This window comes from Stenotrophomonas sp. 62841_Sma, from assembly GCF_056482945.1.
Genome location: NZ_CM151224.1, coordinates 2,991,488 through 3,009,244 on the forward strand (window position 1 = coordinate 2,991,488; position 17,757 = coordinate 3,009,244).

Sequence of the window (17,757 nt, forward strand, 5' to 3'; positions counted from 1 at the left end):
ATTCCGTACTGGTCCGGTCCATGTCTGCACCCCGCTCGTCGTCCGCCAAGTCGTTCACTGTGCATATCCCGCGCAACGCCCTGAAGATCGCCGGCATCGCCTTCGGCGTGGGCGTGCTGCTGTTCGTGCTGGTCTGGCTGACCGGCCGTGACAAGGAGTTCTTCCGCGCCGACCCGGCCGCACAGACCCCGCAGGAAACCGCCCAGGTCGAGCCCCTGCCGGAACCCTTGGCCGCTGCAGCCGGTTCCAGCGACATGCCTGACGCCAAGCCGGCACCGGTGGAGGAGGAAGCGCCGAAGCTGGTCGAAACCGCTCCGCCGCCACCCGCCCCGATCGCCGAGCCGGCCCCGGCCGCCCCGGGCGCAGCGCCGGCCGCGACCGGCAACAGCCAGCCGATGCCGATTGCCGGCCAGTCGCCGCCGCCGTCGTACCCCGCCGCCGCCCTGCGCGCCGGCGAAACCGGCACCGTGGTGGTACGCGTGGACGTGGACGCCACCGGCTATCCCAACAACGCCACAGTGATCCAGCGCAGTGGTTCACGCGACCTCGACCGTGCCGCCACCGACGCGGTGCGCCGCTGGCGTTTCACCCCGGCGCAGAGCAATGGCCAGGCCGTGCCCGGCAGCATTGAAGTACCGTTCGACTTCAAGACGCAGTAACTGAACGCTTCCCGGCAGGCAAACTGAACCCTGCCGGTGGCGTTGACGCAGCGCTGACACTTCCCGTCCATGGCTCGGGCAACACTTCCCACGTCGTCAGTTGACGGAAGGAGTTTGCGATGACTGCCACCACCCACGAAGACCTTCATTCGCCGCAGCTGCAGCAGGATTCGAGCGTGCAGCACAAGCCCACGTCGCCCTGGATGTGGATCGCACTGATTGTGGCGATGTTTGCGGCCGCCCTGCTGTGGCTGCGCCATTCCAACCAGGAGGATGTGGCGCCGGCACCGGTCGGTGAGCGCATGTTGCCCGCCCCTGAGCAGGCTGCGGTGACCGATGCAGCAGCACCTGCAACGCGCCAGGCCGCCCCGGCCTCCAGCCAGCACAAGACTGCGCCGGTCGCGCGTAATCGCGAAGCACGCCCTCTGGCCAGCAACCGCATGCCCACCTACCCCGCTGCTGCACTGCGTAGTGGCGTGCAGGGCAGCGTGATCGCCAGCCTGAATGTTGACACCCGCGGCAATGTCGCCAACGCTGCGATCGTTTCGCGCAGCGGCGAGCGCAGCCGCGACCTGGAGCGTGCGGTGCTGAACACCGTGCAGAACTGGAAGTTCCAGCCTGCGGTGCATGACGGCCGCGCAGTAGCAAGCGTGGTGCGGGTCCCGGTGGATTTCCGCACCGAGCAGCGTTGATCGCGGACGAGGGGTTCGTGATGTTTCGACGGAGGCTTCGGCCTCCGTCTTTTTATGCGGAAAGGCGTGCCGACCAAGGTCGGCACCTACCGGGTGATGTGAGCGTGCCGACCAAGGTCGGCACCTACCGGGTGATATGAGCGTGCCAACCAAGGTTGGCACCTACCGGGTGATATGAGCGTGCCAACCAAGGTTGGCACCTACCAGGTGATATGAGCGTGCCAACCAAGGTTGGCAGCTACCGGGTGATGTGAGCGTGCCGACCAAGGTCGGCACCTACCAGGCAATGCGATCCGCCGGGCATGACCCGGCGGATGCGCTCCCGATCAGGCCAGGTTGAACCCGGCGCTGCGCGCCAGGCCATCGAAGTCCGGGAAGGAGGTGGCGACGTTGGCGATATCGTTGATGCGCACTTCGCCGTCACTGATCTGGCCGGCGATGGCGAAGGCCATGGCGATGCGATGGTCACCGTGGCTTTCGATGGTGCCACTGCCCAGGCGCACGCCGCCGTGCAGGGTGGCGCCGTCTTCGGTTTCATCCACCTGCATGCCCAGCGCGCGCAGGCCGGTGGCCATCGCGGCAAGGCGGTCGGATTCCTTCACCCGCAGCTCGGCCGCACCGCTCACCACGGTCTGGCCTTCGGCGGCCGCAGCGGCCACGAACAGCGCCGGGAACTCGTCGATCATGTCCGGCACCAGTGCTTCCGGAATGCGTGCGCCCTTCAACTGAGCGTAGCGCACCACCAGATCCGCCACCGGTTCACCGCCCTGCTCGGCCGGATTTTCTTCGGTGATGTCCGCCCCCATCAGGCGCAGCGCGTGCAGCAGGCCGGTGCGGCGCGGGTTCAGGCCGACCTGTTTCAGGCGCAGCTCGGAGCCGGGAATGATACTGGCCGCAACCAGATAGAACGCAGCCGAAGAGAAGTCCGCCGGCACCACGATGTCAGTCGCGCGCAGGCGCTGGCCACCACGCAGGCGTGCCTTGCCGGGCGAGAATTCGATGTCCACGCCGAACGCGGACAGCATGCGCTCGGTGTAGTCACGGGTCGGGTGCGGTTCGGTCACCTGGGTTTCGCCCTGCGCGTACAGGCCGGCCAACAGCACCGCCGACTTGATCTGCGCGCTGGCCACCGGCGAGGCGAAGTCGATGCCGTGCAGCGATTGCCCGCCATGCACGTGCAGCGGCGGCGTCCCGTCTTCCTGGGTGTCGATCTTCGCGCCCATCTGTGACAGCGGGCCGGTCACGCGGCGCATCGGGCGGCCGGACAGCGACTCATCGCCGATCAGCGTGCAGTCGAATGCCTGGCCCGCCAGCAGACCGGCCAACAGGCGCATGCCGGTACCGGCGTTGCCGCAGTCCAGCGGCGCATCCGGCGCCTTCAGGCCGTCGATACCGACGCCGTGCACGATGCGCTGCGACGGGCTGGGGGTTTCGATGCGCACGCCCAGCTGGCCGAAGATGCGCGCAGTGGCGCGGGTGTCCTCGCCTTCCAGGAAACCTTCGATATGCGAGGTGCCATCGGCCAGCGCGGCGAACATCACCGAGCGGTGCGAGACCGACTTGTCGCCGGGAATGGTCAGGCTGCCCTGCAGCGGCTGGCCCTTGCGGGCGATCCAGTGTTGCGCGTTGCTCATCGTTCGATCATTCCGTAAACGCCGGCAGCACCGGCGATGCATCAGGGGGCAGCGGCCGCAGCCGCCACAGCAGCACTCAGGGCACGGCCACCGGATAGGAACCCAGCACCTTGATCTGTGCCGAGTGCGCTTCCAGTTCGGCCAGCGCGGCCTGCATCGGCGCGTCGTCGATATGGCCGGCCAGGTCGATGAAGAAGCCGTATTCCCACTTGCCGTGGTGCGACGGGCGCGACTCGATGCGGTTCATGCTGATGCCGTGGCGGGCGAACGGGCTGAGCACGTCGAACAGCGCACCGGGCTTGTCATGGATGAACACCAGCACCGACGTGCGGTCGTGGCCGGAGGTCGGGAAGATGTTGCGACCCACCACCAGGAAGCGGGTGGTGTTGTCGGCGTCGTTCTGGATCGGCTTGGTGACCACCTTCTTCAGGCCGTACACGTGGCCGGCACTCTCGCCACCGATGGCCGCCGCGTCATCGGCGTTGCGCGCACGGCGCGCACCTTCGGCATTGCTCGACACCGGAATTTTCTCGGCCTTCGGCAGGTTGGCGCGCAGCCAGGCCGAGGTCTGCATGAACGACTGCGGGTGCGCATAGATGCGCTCGATGTCCTCGATGCGGCCGCTGCGCGACATCAGGTACTGCTGCACGCGCAGTTCCACCTCGCCACAGATCTTCAGGTTGGAGGTCAGGAACATGTCCAGGGTGATCTGGATGGTGCCCTGCCCCGAATTTTCCACCGGCACCACGCCGAAATCGGCGTTGCCCGCTTCCACTTCCTGGAACACTTCTTCGATGCTGGCCATCGGCAGGCCCAGCGCCGAGCGGCCGAAGTGCTTGAGCACGGCCTGCTGGCTGAAGGTGCCTTCCGGGCCGAGGTAGCCGATTTTCAGCGGCTCCTGCTGGGCCAGGCAGGCCGACATGATCTCGCGGTAGACGTGCACCAGCAGCTCATCGCTGAGCGGGCCTTCATTACGGTCCACCACCATGCGCAGCACCTGCGCTTCGCGCTCGGGACGGTAGTAGTCGACGGCGGCGGCGAGCTTGCCCTTGGCCTTGCCGACCTGGTGGGCGAAGCGGGCGCGCTCGGCGATCAGGCTCTGGATGTCGCGGTCGATCTGGTCGATCTTCGAGCGCACATCGGCCAGCGCCAGCGGCGCCAGGGTGGGTGCCGGGTTCGACGCAGCCTTGGACGTGCTCTTGCCCTTGGCCTTGGTGGAGGCGCTGTCCTTGGCCGGTTCGGCCTTCTTCGGCACCTTCTTGCTGGATTTGCTGCTTGCCATCGGAATTCCCTGTTGCGGGGCACGCACCCGACGGTGCGCGCCGTTCATTGCTCAACCGTGACGCTGCTGGAAATCGGCCATGAAGGCGACCAGCGCCTCGGCCCCGGCCAGCGGCATGGCGTTGTACAGCGAGGCGCGGATGCCACCCACTACCTTGTGGCCCTTCAGCGCCAGCAGGCCGGCGGCCTTGGCTTCGGCGACGAAGCGGGCATCAAGCTCGGCATCAGGCAGGAAGAACGGGATGTTCATCCGCGAACGGGCCGCGTGTGCGACCTCGTTGCGGTAGAAGCCGCCGGAGCCGTCGATGGCGCCGTACACCAGCGCTGCCTTGGCGGCATTGCGCTTGGCGAACTCGGCCACGCCGCCCTCGGCCAGCATCCACTTGAACACCAGGCCGGCCAGATACCAGTTCCAGGTCGGCGGGGTGTTGAGCATCGAATCGCGGGCGACGTGCGAGCGGTAATCGAAAATGTCCGCACGCGGTTGTCCGCTGCGTTCAAGCAGGTCGCGGCGGATGATCATCACCGCAATGCCGACCGGGCCGAGGTTCTTCTGCGCGCCGGCGTAGATCACGCCATAACGGCGCACGTCCAGCGGTTCACTGGCGATGGACGAGCTGAAATCGGCGATCAACGGGACGTTGCCGGTATCGGGCACATCACGGAACTCGACACCGTGGATGGTCTCGTTGGCGGTGATGTGCACGTAGGCGGCATCGGGTGACAGCTGCCAGTCGGCACGCGGCGGCAGCGTGCGGTAGCCATCGGCCTCGCTGCTGGCGGCAATGTTGACATCAACGTAGACACCGGCCTGCTTGACCGCCGTCTTGCCCCAGTGACCACTGACCACGTAATCGGCACGCTGGCCGGGGGTGGCGAAGTTGAGCGGGATCAGCGCCTGCTGGGTGGTGGCACCACCGGACAGGAACAGCACCGCATAGTCTTCGGGGATATCGAGCAGGCGACGCAGGTCGGCCTCGGCCTCGGCGGCCACGGACATGAACTCCGCGCCGCGATGGCTCATTTCCACGATCGAGGCACCGGTACCGTGCCAGTCCAGCATTTCCGCCTGCGCCTGGCGCAGGACCGATTCCGGCAAGGTTGCAGGGCCGGCACTGAAGTTGAACGCGCGCGTCATGTCACACCTGTGGGGCAAGACCCCTAGTATGCCGCAGTGCACCAGCCTTGCGGCCTTGTGCGGCAAGGGAAATTTGGTTTCATTGGAATCCATTGGCCGCCAGCAAGGCGCCGGTAGTCGCCAACCTTGGTCGGCGTACGCCGTCAGGCGTCATCCCCGCCGAGGAGCGTGCCGACCAAGGTCGGCACCTACCAGAGCGGATCCAGCGGACTCAGACCAAGAGCAATGCCCCGGTAGTCGCCGACCTTGGTCGGCGTACGCCGTCAGGCGTCAAGCCCACCGGAGAAGCGTGCCGACCAAGGTCGGCACCTACCAGAGCGGATCCAGCGGACTCAGGCCAGGAGCAATGCCCCGGTAGTCGCCGACCTTGGTCGGCGTACGCCGTCAGGCGTCATCCCCGCCGAAGGAGCGTGCCGACCAAGGTCGGCACCTACCAGAGCGGATCCAGCGGACTCAGGCCAGGAGCATTGCCCCGGTAGTCGCCGACCTTGGTCGGCGTACGCCGTCAGGCGTCATCCCCGCCGAAGGAGCGTGCCGACCAAGGTCGGCACCTACCAGAGCGGATCCAGCGGACTCAGGCCAGGAGCAATGCCCCGGTAGTCGCCGACCTTGGTCGGCATACGCCGTCAGGCGTCATCCCCGCCGAAGGAGCGTGCCGACCAAGGTCGGCACCTACCAGAGCGGATCCAGCGGACTCAGGCCAGGAGCAATGCCCCGGTAGTCGCCAACCTTGGTCGGCGTACGCCGTCAGGCGTCATGCCCACCGGAGAAGCGTGCCGACCAAGGTCGGCACCTACCAGAGCGGATCCAGCGGACTCAGGCCAGGAGCAATGCCCCGGTAGTCGCCGACCTTGGTCGGCGTACGCCGTCAGGCGTCATCCCCGCCGAAGGAGCGTGCCGACCAAGGTCGGCACCTACCAGAGCGGATACGGCCGGTTCAGATCAGCGCGCGCCGAACCAGAGCAGCAGGCTGAGCAGTGCAGCCAGCAGCAGCGCACTCACCAGCAGCCACGGCCAGCGCCGGACCTTGCGCGGCGCGGCCGGCAGCACCTGCGCCTGCTCGGCGTCCTGGCTGGACTCGTCTTCATCCGGCAGCGGGCGCCGGCGCGGGTCATGCGGCACTTCCAGCACGAACCGGTGCTGGCCATCGAACACCACCTGGTCGCCTGCCTGCAGCCAGCAGTGGCGCACGGCCACACCGTTGACCCGTGTGCCATCGGCACTGCCCAGGTCACGCAGCAGCACGCGCTCGCCATGCACTTCCACGCGGGCGTGCTGTTCGGCGAAGGCCGGCTCATTGATCTCGATGTCGGCGTCGCCACCGCGGCCGATCAGGCGGGACCGCGACAGCGTGAAGCTGCGGCCATGGTGCAGGCCACCGACACCGCGCAGCAGGCGCTGCTGCTCATTGGTACCGTCACCACTGTTCGGTGCGGGGGCCTGCAGCAGGCTCTCCACCTCGCCCTGCAGGACCATTTCCACGCCGTCCACATACACCGCATCGCCCGCACGCAGCAGCGCCATGCGCCGCACCGGGCGACCGTTCACATGAATGCCGCGGATACCGTTGCCGACCTGCAGCCAGAGGCCGCGATCATCCACGCAGAACTGCGCCAGCAGCAGGGCACCGTGGCCGGCGTCGCCGAGCCTCACACTGCCATTGGCCTGGCGCACGATGCGTTGCACCCCGGGCCGCAGCGGCTGGTCGGGCTGTTGTTGTTGGCTGAAGTGAACAAGCAGGTTCTGCACGCGGCGCAGCCTAGCAGGTTGGTCGCCCACGAAGAAGAACCCACGATGAGTGCTTGGCGCGAAGGCCCTCGATGCGCACAATGCTCGCCCTCATTGATCATCCCCGCTTTGCGCCAGGAGCCTGCATGTCCACCATCGATGTCCGCCACGCCCACGCCCTGCCCGATGCACAGGCGCGCGCCGCGATCGAACAGGTCGCCGCCAAGCTGTCCGAGCGCTTCGGCCTGAAGTCGTCCTGGACTGCCGACGTACTGAATTTCTCCGGCAGCGGCGTGGACGGTGCGATCGAACTGCAGCCGGGCGCCGTGCGCGTCACGGCCAAGCTGGGCTTCCTGCTGTCGGCGATGAAGGGCATGGTCGAAGGCGAGATCCAGCGCGTGCTGAAGGAAAAGCTGGGCTGAACCCCGGCGGCGGCCATCACGGCCGTGCAACGCCAGCGCGCGCTACTCTCGGGGCAGGCCCAACTCCCACGGGAAGTGCGATGAACCACTACGAGAACGACGACCGCCGCAACGACGACGCCTCTTTCGGTGACCAGGCCGAGCGCTTCTCGCGCAAGCTGAGTGACTCGGCGCAGCAGGTCTGGTTGGCCGGCCTGGGCGCTCTTGGCCGTGCACAGGCCGAAGGCAGCCGCTTCTTCGACGGCCTGGTGAAGGAAGGCGAAGCCTGGGAAGCCCGCCGCCGTAAACGCAACGGCGAACAGGGCCCGGGCTGGCGCGACAACGTTGAAACGTCGCTGGACGAGGCCCGCGAGAAGGCTTCCGGTACCTGGAACAAGGTCGAAAAAGCCTTCGACGACCAGGTGCAGGGCGTACTCAAGCGCCTGCACGTGCCCACCGCCGACGAGGTGACTGCGCTGGAGGCGCGCATCGACGCACTGCAGGCGCGCCTGGCCAAGCTGGAAAATCGCGACGCTTCGGGCACTGATGCACCTGCACCGGGCAGCCATCAGTCGCCAGGCAGCGTACCCTGACCGGACATTGTTGCAATGCAATAAATTTTGATTGACAATCGCGAGCAACCCGCCAATCGCTTCGGCTGCCGTTTGTTCCCTCCCCTCACGGCTTCAGGATTGGCGGGTTTTTCGTGCCCGCGGTATTCCGAATTGCGTGCTCCATCACGCTTCCTGTCAGGAACCTCCTGACTCAGCGGCACGGCGCGACCTTTACACTGTCGCCTTCGCATTCGCCCCTTCCGCGCACCTCCTGCATGCTCCCTTGGATCCTGGCCCTGCTGTCGGCCCTGCTTACCTGTTCCCTGGCTGTTGTTTATCTGTGGTGGATCAAGCGGCGGCAGAAGGAGATGCAACTCGGCCTGCAGGCCCTGGCGGGCATGCACTGGCGCGAGTTCTCGGTACTGGTCAAGCGCATGCTGCGCGAGCAGCGCGGCCTGCGCGAACTGGATGACCCAGGCGAGGAATCCCGTGAGCCCAGCAGCGATTTCCTGCTCAGCGACGGCCCCAACAGCTGGCTGGTCTCGTGCAAGCACGGCTTGGCCTATCGCATCGGCACCGCCGCGGTGAACGAACTGGGCGCGGCCGCGCGCCTGGCCGGCGCCCGCGGCGGTGTGCTGCTGACCGAAGGCCGGATGGAACGCGACGGCCGCAGCGCCGCCGAAAAGCAGGCGGTCGAGGTGCTGGACGGCCCGCGCCTGTGGCCGTTGCTGCAGCCCTATCTACCGGCGGAAATCGAAACCCGTGTGCGCGCCAGCGCCCGCCATGAAGCCCTGCGCCGCATTGCTATAGCCGCGCTCGCCGCGGTGACGCTGGGCCTGCTGGTGGGATTGAGCCTGCAAGGGCTGCATGTGCAGGACGCCCCGCCCGTTGCCGAGGCGGCGGTCGCCCCCGCGCCGGTCGCGCCTGCGGTTGAAGCGGCGCCCGAACCGGCGCCGGCCCCCGCCACCACGCCGCCGACCACGCTGCCTGCGCCGGCCACACCCTCAACCGATGCGCGCAGCAATCCCAACCCGGATGCCGCCACGCTGGAGCGCTTCCAGGCCGATCTGTCCCGTGCCTTGGCCGGCAAACCCGGCATCGCCAGCGGTGTCTGGCTGACCCGGCAGACGCTGGCGATCAACCGCACCGGCGAGCTGGACGCGGTGTGGCCGCAGGTCTGCGAGGAAGTGCTGCACTACCCCGCCCTGCGTAACGTGCGCATCCAGCTCAACGCCCGCCCTGGCGTGGATGAGCCCGTACGCTGGCGGCAGTGCGCTACGTATTGATTGGGGTGTCTGTAGATCCACGCCATGCGTGGATGCCTCTGTAGCGTCGAGCCACGCTCGACTCATCGCGCATCGCGCCAACAGCAGCCGAGCATGGCTCGGCTCTACATGGCGCCTGCTCAGCCCAATGCTGCGAGATGGGCGATGTAACTGGAGCGCGATTCACCTGCCGCTCTGGCCTGCGCATCCAGCCTCGCCAGGATCCGGCGTGGCAGGCTGATATTGACCCGCTCGATGGTGTCGTCCAGCAGGGCCGGATCAATGCAGATGTACGCAAGAATCCAACGGATGTCCTTGGATGCCTCGGCGGCGATTTTCTGTGGCGCGGAAGGTGTCGGAATCGAGCGCCCGTCATCCAGGGCCGCATCAATCCAGGCGAGCGCAGCCTCCTCGGCAGCGCTGAGCGCATCCTCAAGCGTGTCGGCCGCCGAGAAGCACCCCGGTAGATCCGGAACGACTACACCCCACGCGGTGCGCTCATCGCCTGCCTCGATCAAGACTGGATATCGCATGGGCCCTCCTACGTCAGTCCTGCGAGCTTCCGCAACGCCTGCACCAGCCCTTCCCCAGATCCTTCCTTGGGTGAGGCACGGTGATGATGTGGGGGTGCTGCGGGTGCACGAATACATGATGGGATCCGCGAATCCGGCGACAGGTCCAACCTGCCGCCTCCAGATCCCGGATGAGGTCCCTGCTCTTCATACGGGGACGATACACATCGTACACACGCCTCGACAGAGTTCAAGGCGACAGCGTGTCCCGAGCGGGGCCGACCCTACCTTGCGCCAGGCGCGAAGCGCGCCACCAGGTCCCAGGCATCGCCGAGGAACACCTGGCGCACACGGGTGATCGGCTGTTCGCCGCGCCAGGTCAGGCGCTCGATCACCAGACAGGCGGTGCCGGGCTTCACGTCCAGCAGCTTGGCGGTGGCGGTGTCCGCGCCCCAGGCACTGATGCGGTGCTGGGCGCGGGTCCACGACACGTTCTGCAGCAGCCAGCTGCCCGGCGCGGTGGTACTGAAGTCGACCTCCAGCACCTCGGGCACGCCCACCGGGCTGATCAGACGATGCTCCAGCGCCAGCGGGCGGCCGTCGGCCAGGTGCAGGCAGCGCATCGCCAGCAGCATTTCGCTGCCGGCCAGCTCGACTTCACCGGCATTGCCGGCATCTGCAAGGCGCAGGTCGCGCTGCAGCAGACGATAGGCGTACTGATGGCCACGCGAACCCACTTCCATCGCGATATCAGGAATCTCCAGCGCCACCTGCTCCAGGTGCGGGGGCTGCCGCGCCACGAACGAACCAGCGCGGCGGCGACGCTCGATCATGCCGCTCTCGGCCAGCGCGGTCAGCACCTTGTTCACGGTCATCCGCGAGCAGCCGTACTGCTCCATCAGCTCGTGTTCGTACGGAATACGGAAGCCCGGCGCCCACTCTCCGCTGAGGATGCGGCTTTCCAGATCGCTGCGGATACGCTGGTTGAGCGTGGCGGACTTGCTGGCCTTCACGTGATGGGGTCTCGGTGGCGGGATGCGATCAGCCCAGCACGCCGCGCAGGGCGGCAGCGAAGGCGCTGGTGATCGCCTCGCGCTGCAGGTGGCGGCCGTCGGCCACGCACTGGCGGCCATGGCGCCAGACCGATCGCAGCGCGCCATTACGTGCGGCGAACACCCAGCTGTCAAGCCATGCGTCATCCTGCCGCGCCTGTAGCGCGGGGTGTGCGGCATCCAGCTCGACCAGGTCGGCACTGGCGCCAACCTGCAGCCCGGCGGCCACGCCCAACGCCTGTGCACCGCCCTGCAGCGCACCCTCGAACAGGAAGCGGCCGGTGCTGCGGGTGGCATCCGGGGCCAGCACATTGCGCCCGCGCAGGGTCAGGCGCTGACCGTACTCGAGCAGGCGCAGTTCTTCGGCCGCGTCGATCAGCACATTGGAATCGGAGCCGACACCGAAGCGCCCACCCTCGCGCGCGAACGCCTGCATCGGGAACAGGCCGTCGCCAAGGTTGGCTTCGGTGATCGGGCACAGGCCGGCCACCGCCTGGCTGGCCACGATGGCGGCGCGCTCATCGTCGGTGATGTGGGTGGCATGCACCAGGCACCAGCGCGCATCCACCGGCGCATGGTCGTACAGCCACTGCACCGGGCGCTGGCCGCTCCAGGCCAGGCAGGCCTCCACTTCACGCACCTGTTCGGCGATGTGGATGTGCACCGGGCCGTCGGTAAGCGGCAGCAAAGCACTCAATTCCTCGCCGGTGACTGCACGCAGGCTGTGCGGGGCAATGCCGAGCACCGCGTCGGGCAGCGCGGTCAGTGCCGGCTTTGCGGCCTCCAGCAGCTGTGCGAAGCCGTCCACGTCGTGGATCAGCCGACGCTGCGCAGGATTCGGTGCCGCCCCGCCGAAATCGGCATGCGCATAGAACACCGGCAGCAGGGTCAGGCCGATGCCGGTCTGGTCGGCCGCCGCCGCAATCCGCGCACTCATCTCGGCACGGTTGGCATACGGCCGGCCGTCAGCATCATGGTGCAGGTAATGGAATTCGCCGACGCGGGTGAAGCCGCTTTCCAGCATTTCCATGTAGGCCTGTGCGGCGATGGCCTGCACCGCGTCCGGGCGCAGATGGGCCAGGAAGCGGTACATCAGCTCGCGCCAACTCCAGAAGCTGTCACCGTCGCCGCCGCCGATCTCGGTCAGCCCGGCCATGCCGCGCTGGAAGGCATGGCTGTGCAGATTGGGAAGGCCCGGCACCAGGATGCCGACGCGGGTGTCACCCGCCTGCGCGCCCTGCCCCGTACTGATCGCCGTGATGCGACCGTCCTGCACCTGCAGGCGGACATCGCGGGCCCAACCCTCGACCAGCAGGGCGTGGGCGGCATGGAAACTGTGCGGGGAACGCGAATCGGACATGGCTGGACAACCCGAAATGGACGCCTATATTGTATAGACATATAAGCACAGCCGCGTTGTGGATGCCATGCACGTCGATACCCTCTGGTCCAACGTTCACCTGATCACCCTGGATGGCGAAGGGCTGGGTGTCATCCGCGATGGCGTCCTGGCCTGCACCGATGGCCGCATCGTCCATGTCGGCGCGGCCGGCAGCGATGCCCACCTGCAGCCAACCACCCGCATCGACGGCGAAGGCCGCTGGATTTCGCCCGGCCTGATCGACTGCCATACCCATCTGGTCTACGCCGGCAACCGCGCCAACGAGTTCGAGCAGCGCCTGCAGGGCGTCAGCTATGCCGACATCGCCCGTGCCGGCGGCGGCATCGTCTCCACCGTGCGCGCCACCCGCGCCGCCACGCCGGAACAGCTGGCCCGCGAAAGCCGCCCACGGTTGCTGGCGATGCGCGCCGAGGGCGTGACCACCCTCGAGATCAAGTCCGGCTACGGCCTGACCCTGCCCGACGAACGCAAGCAGTTGCAGGTGGCGCGTGCGCTGGGCGAGGAATGCAGGGTCAACGTGGTGACCACCTTCCTCGGTGCGCACGCGATTCCGCCGGGCCGTGAAGCACAGGAGTACACCGACGAAGTGTGCAACGTGATGATTCCGGCCATCGCCGCCGAAGGCTTGGCCGAAGCGGTGGATGTGTTCTGCGAGAACATCGCCTTCTCGCCGGCGCAGGCGCGGCAGGTCTTCGAAGCGGCGCGCGCCAACGGGCTGGCGGTGAAGATCCACGCCGAGCAGCTGAGCAACCAGCATGGCGCCGAACTGGCCGCCAGCTTCGGTGCACTCTCGGCCGACCATATCGAACACCTGGACGATGCCGGCATCGCCGCGATGGCCGCGGCCGGGACCGTGGCGGTGCTGCTGCCCGGTGCCTTCTATTTCACCCGCGATACCACCCTGCCACCGATCGCGGCGCTGCGTGCGGCCGGCGTGCCGTTGGCGCTGGCCACCGACAGCAACCCCGGTACCTCGCCACTGACCAGCCCGCTGCTGGCGATGAACATGGGCGCGACCCTGTTCCGCCTGACCGTGGACGAATGCATCGCCGGCTTCACCCGTGAGGCGGCGCGCGCATTGGGCCGTGGCGACCGAATCGGCCGCCTGGCCGTGGGCCTGGACTGCGACCTGGCGATCTGGGACATCGACGCCCCCGCCGACCTGGTCTATCGCATTGGATTCAACCCGCTGCACGCGCGCGTGGTGCGCGGACAGCCCGACCTGCCTGCCTCCTGGAGCAACACATGAGCAACACCCTGGTTCTTCGCCCCGGCCATGTCACCCTCGCCCAGTGGCGGCAGGCCTATCGCGGTGCGCCGCTTGCACTGGACCCGGCCGCGCTGCCGGTGGTGCGTGCCAGTGCGGCGACCGTGGCTGCCATCGTCGCCAAGGGCGCGCCGGTCTATGGCATCAACACCGGCTTCGGCAAGCTGGCCAGCGTGCGCATCGAGCGCGAGGACCTGGCCACCCTGCAGCGGAACATCGTGCTCTCGCACGCCGCCGGTGTTGGCGAGCCGATGCCCGCCAGCGTGGTGCGCCTGATGATGGCGCTGAAGCTGGTCAGCCTGGCGCAGGGTGCTTCGGGCATCCGCGAGGAAACCCTGCTGCTGCTGGAAGCAATGCTGGTCAAGGGCGTGCTGCCGGTGGTGCCCGCACAGGGCTCGGTGGGTGCCTCGGGTGACCTGGCGCCGCTCTCGCACCTGGCCAGCGTGATGCTGGGCGTGGGTGAAGCCTTTATCGGTGACGAGCGCCTGCCGGCAGCCGATGCATTGGCACGTGCCGGCCTGCAGCCGATCGAGCTGGGCGCGAAGGAAGGCCTGGCCCTGCTCAACGGCACCCAGTTCTCCACCGCCTATGCGCTGGCCGGCCTGTTCGAGATCGAGACCGTGTTCCAGGCCGCGCTGGTCACCGGCGCGCTGTCGGTGGAAGCGGCCAAGGGCTCGGATACCCCGTTCGACCCGCGCATCCATGCCATCCGCGGTCAGCGCGGGCAGATCGCCACTGCCGCCACTCTGCGCACGTTGATGCAGGGCTCGGACATCCGCGAATCGCATCGTGACAACGACGTGCGCGTGCAGGACCCGTACTGCCTGCGCTGCCAGCCGCAGGTGATGGGCGCGGCGCTGGACATCCTGCGCCAGGCCGCGACCACGCTGGAAATCGAAGCCAACGGCGTGTCCGACAATCCGCTGGTGTTCACCGATACCGGCGAAGCCCTTTCCGGCGGCAACTTCCATGCCGAGCCGGTCGCCTTCGCCGCCGACATGCTGGCGATGGCGGTGTGCGAGATCGGTTCGATCAGCGAGCGCCGCCTGGCGATGCTGGTCGACCCGGCGCTGTCCGGCCTGCCGGCGTTCCTGACCCCGCGCCCGGGCCTGAATTCCGGCTTCATGATCCCGCAGGTGACCGCCGCCGCGCTGGTATCGGAAAACAAGCAGCGCGCCTACCCGGCCAGCGTCGATTCGATCCCGACCTCGGCCAACCAGGAAGACCATGTGTCGATGGCGGCGCACGGTGCACGCCGCCTGATGCAGATGGCCGAGAACGCCGCCAACGTGATCGGCATCGAGCTGCTGGCCGCCGCGCAGGGCTGCGACTTCCACGCACCGCTGCGCTCCAGTGCCGCGCTGGAATCCGTGCGCGCCACCCTGCGTGCACAGGTGCCGACGCTGGAAGAAGACCGCTACTTCCACCCGGACATGGTGACCGCCACCAACCTGGTGCGCAGCGGCGCGCTGGCACAGGGCTTGGCGGAGCTGCTGCCGACCGTGGAACCGCAGGCATGAGTGCCCATCCCGAATGGCTGACGGTGCACGAAGGCGATGCCCCGCTGATCGTCAGCTTTCCGCATACCGGCAGCGAGCTGCCGCACGACCTGATCGGCGACTACCACTCGCCGTGGCTGGCCCGTCGCGACGCCGACTGGTGGGTGCACGAACTGTACGATTTCGTGCGCGGCATGGGCGCGACCACGGTGCGCTCGGCGATCTCGCGTTCGGTGATCGATCTCAATCGTGACCCCAGCGGTGTGTCGCTGTACCCAGGCCAGAACACCACCGGCCTGTGCCCGCTGACCACCTTCGACAACCAGCCGCTGTACCACGCCGGCCGGGAACCGGATGACGCGGAAATCGCCCGTCGCCGCGACACGTATTTCCTGCCCTACCACGATGCGCTGGCTTCGCAGATCACACGCCTGCGTGCACGCCACGGCACCGTGGTGGTGTACGACGCGCACTCGATCCGCTCGCATATCCCGCACCTGTTCGACGGCGAGCTGCCGCAGTTCAATCTCGGCACCGCCGGTCCCTCCGGCGCTCCGGACACCTCCTGCGACAACGCGCTGAGCGATGTGGTGGAGAACCTGCTGAAGATCAGCGGCATGAGCCAGGTGCGCAACGGCCGCTTCAAGGGCGGTTGGATTACCCGCCACTACAGCAACGTCGCCGGCGGCGTGCACAGCCTGCAGATGGAGCTGGCCTGCCGCGGCTACATGCACGAACCCCTGCCGGACCAGGTGGACGAACACAGCTGGCCCACCCCGCTCGACCCCGACCACGCCGCACCGCTGCGCCATACCCTGGCGCAGGTGCTCAACGCCTGCCTTGAATTCGCTACGAACCGGAGCGCCGCATGACCCGCAACGACCCGACCCGCACCATTGCCGCGCCGACCGGCACCACGCTCAACGCCAAGAGCTGGCTGACCGAAGCGCCGCTGCGCATGCTGATGAACAACCTGCACCCGGACGTGGCCGAGCGCCCGCAGGAACTGGTGGTGTACGGCGGCATCGGCCGCGCCGCGCGCGACTGGGAGAGCTTCGATGCCATCGTCGAGACGCTCAAGCGCCTGGACGACGACCAGACCCTGCTGGTGCAGTCGGGCAAGCCGGTGGGCGTGTTCCGCACCCATGCCGATGCGCCGCGCGTGCTGATCGCCAATTCCAACCTGGTGCCGCGCTGGGCCAACTGGGACCACTTCAACGAGCTGGATAAAAAGGGCCTGGCCATGTACGGCCAGATGACCGCCGGCAGCTGGATCTACATCGGCGCGCAGGGCATCGTACAGGGCACCTACGAGACCTTCGTGGAAATGGGACGCCAGCACTTCGGTGGCGACCTGACCGGGAAGTGGCTGTTCACCGGCGGCCTGGGCGGCATGGGTGGCGCGCAGCCGCTGGCTGCCGTAATGGCCGGCGCGTCCTGCCTGGCCGTCGAGTGCCGCAAGAGCAGCATCGACATGCGCCTGCGCACCGGCTACCTGGATACCTGGACCGACAACCTGGACGAAGCGCTGCGGCTGATCGATGAATCGTGCAAGGCCGGTACGCCGAAGTCGGTGGGCCTGCTCGGCAACGTCGCCGACGTACTGGCTGAACTGCTCAAGCGCGGCGTGAAGCCGGACCTGCTGACCGATCAGACCTCCGCGCACGACCCGGTGAACGGCTACCTGCCGCAGGGCTGGACGGTCGAGCAGTGGGATGAGAAACGTGTCTCCGCGCCCAAGGAAGTGGAGAAAGCCGCGCGCGCGTCGATGGCCAACCACATCCGCGCCATGCTTGGCTTCCACGCGCTGGGCGTGCCGACCGTGGACTACGGCAACAACCTGCGGCAGATGGCACTGGAGGAAGGCGTGGCCAATGCCTTCGACTTCCCCGGTTTCGTGCCGGCCTACATCCGCCCGCTGTTCTGCCGCGGCATCGGCCCGTTCCGCTGGGCCGCACTGAGCGGCGATCCGGAAGACATCGCCAAGACCGATGCCAAGGTGAAGGAACTGATTCCGGACAACCCGCACCTGCACCGCTGGCTGGACATGGCTGCCGAGAAGATCAAGTTCCAGGGCCTGCCCGCGCGCATCTGCTGGGTCGGCCTGGGTGACCGCGATCGCCTCGGCCTGGCCTTCAACGAGATGGTGGCCAACGGCGAGCTGAAGGCGCCGGTGGTGATCGGCCGCGACCACCTGGACAGCGGCAGCGTTGCCTCGCCGAACCGCGAAACCGAAGCGATGGCCGACGGTTCGGATGCGGTCTCCGACTGGCCGCTGCTGAACGCCCTGCTCAACACCGCCAGCGGCGCGACCTGGGTATCGCTGCACCACGGTGGCGGCGTCGGCATGGGCTTCTCGCAACACGCCGGCATGGTGATCGTCTGCGACGGCACTGAGGCCGCAGCCAAGCGGATTGGCCGCGTGCTGTGGAACGACCCAGCCACCGGCGTGATGCGCCATGCCGATGCAGGCTATGAAATCGCGATCGACTGCGCGAAGGAAAAGGGGCTGGATCTGCCAGGAATCCTGGGCTGATCGCAGGGGTGCCGGCCAGCGGCCGGCACTACCGGAAACGTAGGGTAGTGCCGGCCGCTGGCCGGCTCTCCCTGATGCGGGAATCGGTGCCCTTGACCCGCTCTCCCGCCGTGACCAACATGCGCCATCACCGCTGA

General features: G+C 67.6%; 17 protein-coding genes. 9 read left to right on the forward strand and 8 right to left on the reverse strand.

The window, feature by feature from the left end; translation table 11 throughout:
• The first annotated feature begins 20 nt into the window (after positions 1 to 20).
• The gene (locus ACZK5G_RS14095) at positions 21 to 659 is read left to right on the forward strand and encodes an energy transducer TonB (protein ID WP_121503608.1); all 639 of its coding nucleotides are present in this window, start codon (positions 21 to 23) and stop codon (positions 657 to 659) included.
• A gap of 119 nt (positions 660 to 778) precedes the next feature.
• Positions 779 to 1,351, forward strand: a complete 573-nt coding sequence (locus ACZK5G_RS14100) for an energy transducer TonB (protein ID WP_478463829.1) — start codon at positions 779 to 781, stop codon at positions 1,349 to 1,351.
• Positions 1,352 to 1,677: 326 nt separating this feature from the next.
• Here the strand turns inward: ACZK5G_RS14100 and aroA are convergent, their stop codons facing one another.
• The 4 genes from aroA to ACZK5G_RS14120 all read right to left on the reverse strand — a co-directional run bounded on the left by aroA (position 1,678) and on the right by ACZK5G_RS14120 (position 7,153).
• Positions 1,678 to 2,985: a 3-phosphoshikimate 1-carboxyvinyltransferase gene (gene aroA / locus ACZK5G_RS14105; protein ID WP_107432862.1), complete on the reverse strand. Its 1,308-nt coding sequence runs from the start codon at positions 2,983 to 2,985 to the stop codon at positions 1,678 to 1,680.
• Between the two features lie 76 nt (positions 2,986 to 3,061).
• Positions 3,062 to 4,267: a prephenate dehydratase gene (gene pheA, locus ACZK5G_RS14110; protein WP_024956386.1), complete on the reverse strand. Its 1,206-nt coding sequence runs from the start codon at positions 4,265 to 4,267 to the stop codon at positions 3,062 to 3,064.
• A 51-nt stretch (positions 4,268 to 4,318) separates the two neighbouring features.
• A complete protein-coding gene (gene serC, locus ACZK5G_RS14115; protein WP_478463831.1) occupies positions 4,319 to 5,404 on the reverse strand; it encodes a 3-phosphoserine/phosphohydroxythreonine transaminase in 1,086 nt (361 codons plus the stop codon).
• Positions 5,405 to 6,346: 942 nt separating this feature from the next.
• Positions 6,347 to 7,153, reverse strand: a complete 807-nt coding sequence (locus ACZK5G_RS14120) for an FHA domain-containing protein (RefSeq protein WP_478463833.1) — start codon at positions 7,151 to 7,153, stop codon at positions 6,347 to 6,349.
• 125 nt (positions 7,154 to 7,278) lie between these two features.
• On the opposite strand from ACZK5G_RS14120, the gene ACZK5G_RS14125 reads away from it, so the two are divergent.
• The 3 genes from ACZK5G_RS14125 (at position 7,279) to ACZK5G_RS14135 (ending at position 9,373) form a co-directional block, all read left to right on the forward strand.
• Positions 7,279 to 7,554, forward strand: coding sequence for a polyhydroxyalkanoic acid system family protein (locus ACZK5G_RS14125; RefSeq protein WP_005417302.1), 276 nt, complete (start codon positions 7,279 to 7,281; stop codon positions 7,552 to 7,554).
• An 80-nt stretch (positions 7,555 to 7,634) separates the two neighbouring features.
• Positions 7,635 to 8,126, forward strand: coding sequence for a phasin family protein (locus ACZK5G_RS14130; protein ID WP_478463835.1), 492 nt, complete (start codon positions 7,635 to 7,637; stop codon positions 8,124 to 8,126).
• Positions 8,127 to 8,362: 236 nt separating this feature from the next.
• Complete coding sequence (locus ACZK5G_RS14135) at positions 8,363 to 9,373, forward strand: restriction endonuclease (protein WP_478463836.1); 1,011 nt, start codon at positions 8,363 to 8,365, stop codon at positions 9,371 to 9,373.
• 119 nt (positions 9,374 to 9,492) lie between these two features.
• On the opposite strand, the gene ACZK5G_RS14140 is transcribed toward ACZK5G_RS14135, so the two are convergent.
• From ACZK5G_RS14140 to ACZK5G_RS14155, 4 genes are all read right to left on the reverse strand, one after another.
• Complete coding sequence (locus ACZK5G_RS14140) at positions 9,493 to 9,870, reverse strand: type II toxin-antitoxin system HicB family antitoxin (protein WP_232273989.1); 378 nt, start codon at positions 9,868 to 9,870, stop codon at positions 9,493 to 9,495.
• A gap of 28 nt (positions 9,871 to 9,898) precedes the next feature.
• Entirely contained in the window at positions 9,899 to 10,075 is a 177-nt protein-coding gene (locus tag ACZK5G_RS14145; protein WP_223224646.1) for a type II toxin-antitoxin system HicA family toxin, read from the reverse strand.
• Positions 10,076 to 10,148: 73 nt separating this feature from the next.
• Positions 10,149 to 10,877: a histidine utilization repressor gene (gene hutC, locus ACZK5G_RS14150; protein ID WP_049422110.1), complete on the reverse strand. Its 729-nt coding sequence runs from the start codon at positions 10,875 to 10,877 to the stop codon at positions 10,149 to 10,151.
• A gap of 28 nt (positions 10,878 to 10,905) precedes the next feature.
• Entirely contained in the window at positions 10,906 to 12,276 is a 1,371-nt protein-coding gene (locus tag ACZK5G_RS14155; protein ID WP_478463839.1) for a formimidoylglutamate deiminase, read from the reverse strand.
• Between the two features lie 67 nt (positions 12,277 to 12,343).
• On the opposite strand from ACZK5G_RS14155, the gene hutI reads away from it, so the two are divergent.
• Genes hutI through hutU form a run of 4 tightly spaced genes read left to right on the forward strand, consistent with a single transcriptional unit; the run spans position 12,344 to position 17,620 of the window.
• The gene (hutI, locus tag ACZK5G_RS14160) at positions 12,344 to 13,567 is read left to right on the forward strand and encodes an imidazolonepropionase (protein ID WP_478463840.1); all 1,224 of its coding nucleotides are present in this window, start codon (positions 12,344 to 12,346) and stop codon (positions 13,565 to 13,567) included.
• A complete protein-coding gene (gene hutH / locus ACZK5G_RS14165) occupies positions 13,564 to 15,105 on the forward strand; it encodes a histidine ammonia-lyase (RefSeq protein ID WP_478463842.1) in 1,542 nt (513 codons plus the stop codon). The genes hutI and hutH overlap by 4 nt, the downstream gene beginning before the upstream one ends.
• On the forward strand, positions 15,102 to 15,956 hold the full coding sequence (gene hutG, locus ACZK5G_RS14170) for an N-formylglutamate deformylase (RefSeq protein ID WP_478463844.1): 855 nt from the start codon (positions 15,102 to 15,104) through the stop codon (positions 15,954 to 15,956). The genes hutH and hutG overlap by 4 nt, the downstream gene beginning before the upstream one ends.
• Positions 15,953 to 17,620, forward strand: coding sequence for a urocanate hydratase (gene hutU / locus ACZK5G_RS14175; RefSeq protein ID WP_049399643.1), 1,668 nt, complete (start codon positions 15,953 to 15,955; stop codon positions 17,618 to 17,620). Before hutG ends, hutU begins: the two co-directional genes overlap by 4 nt.
• The last annotated feature ends 137 nt before the right edge of the window (positions 17,621 to 17,757 follow it).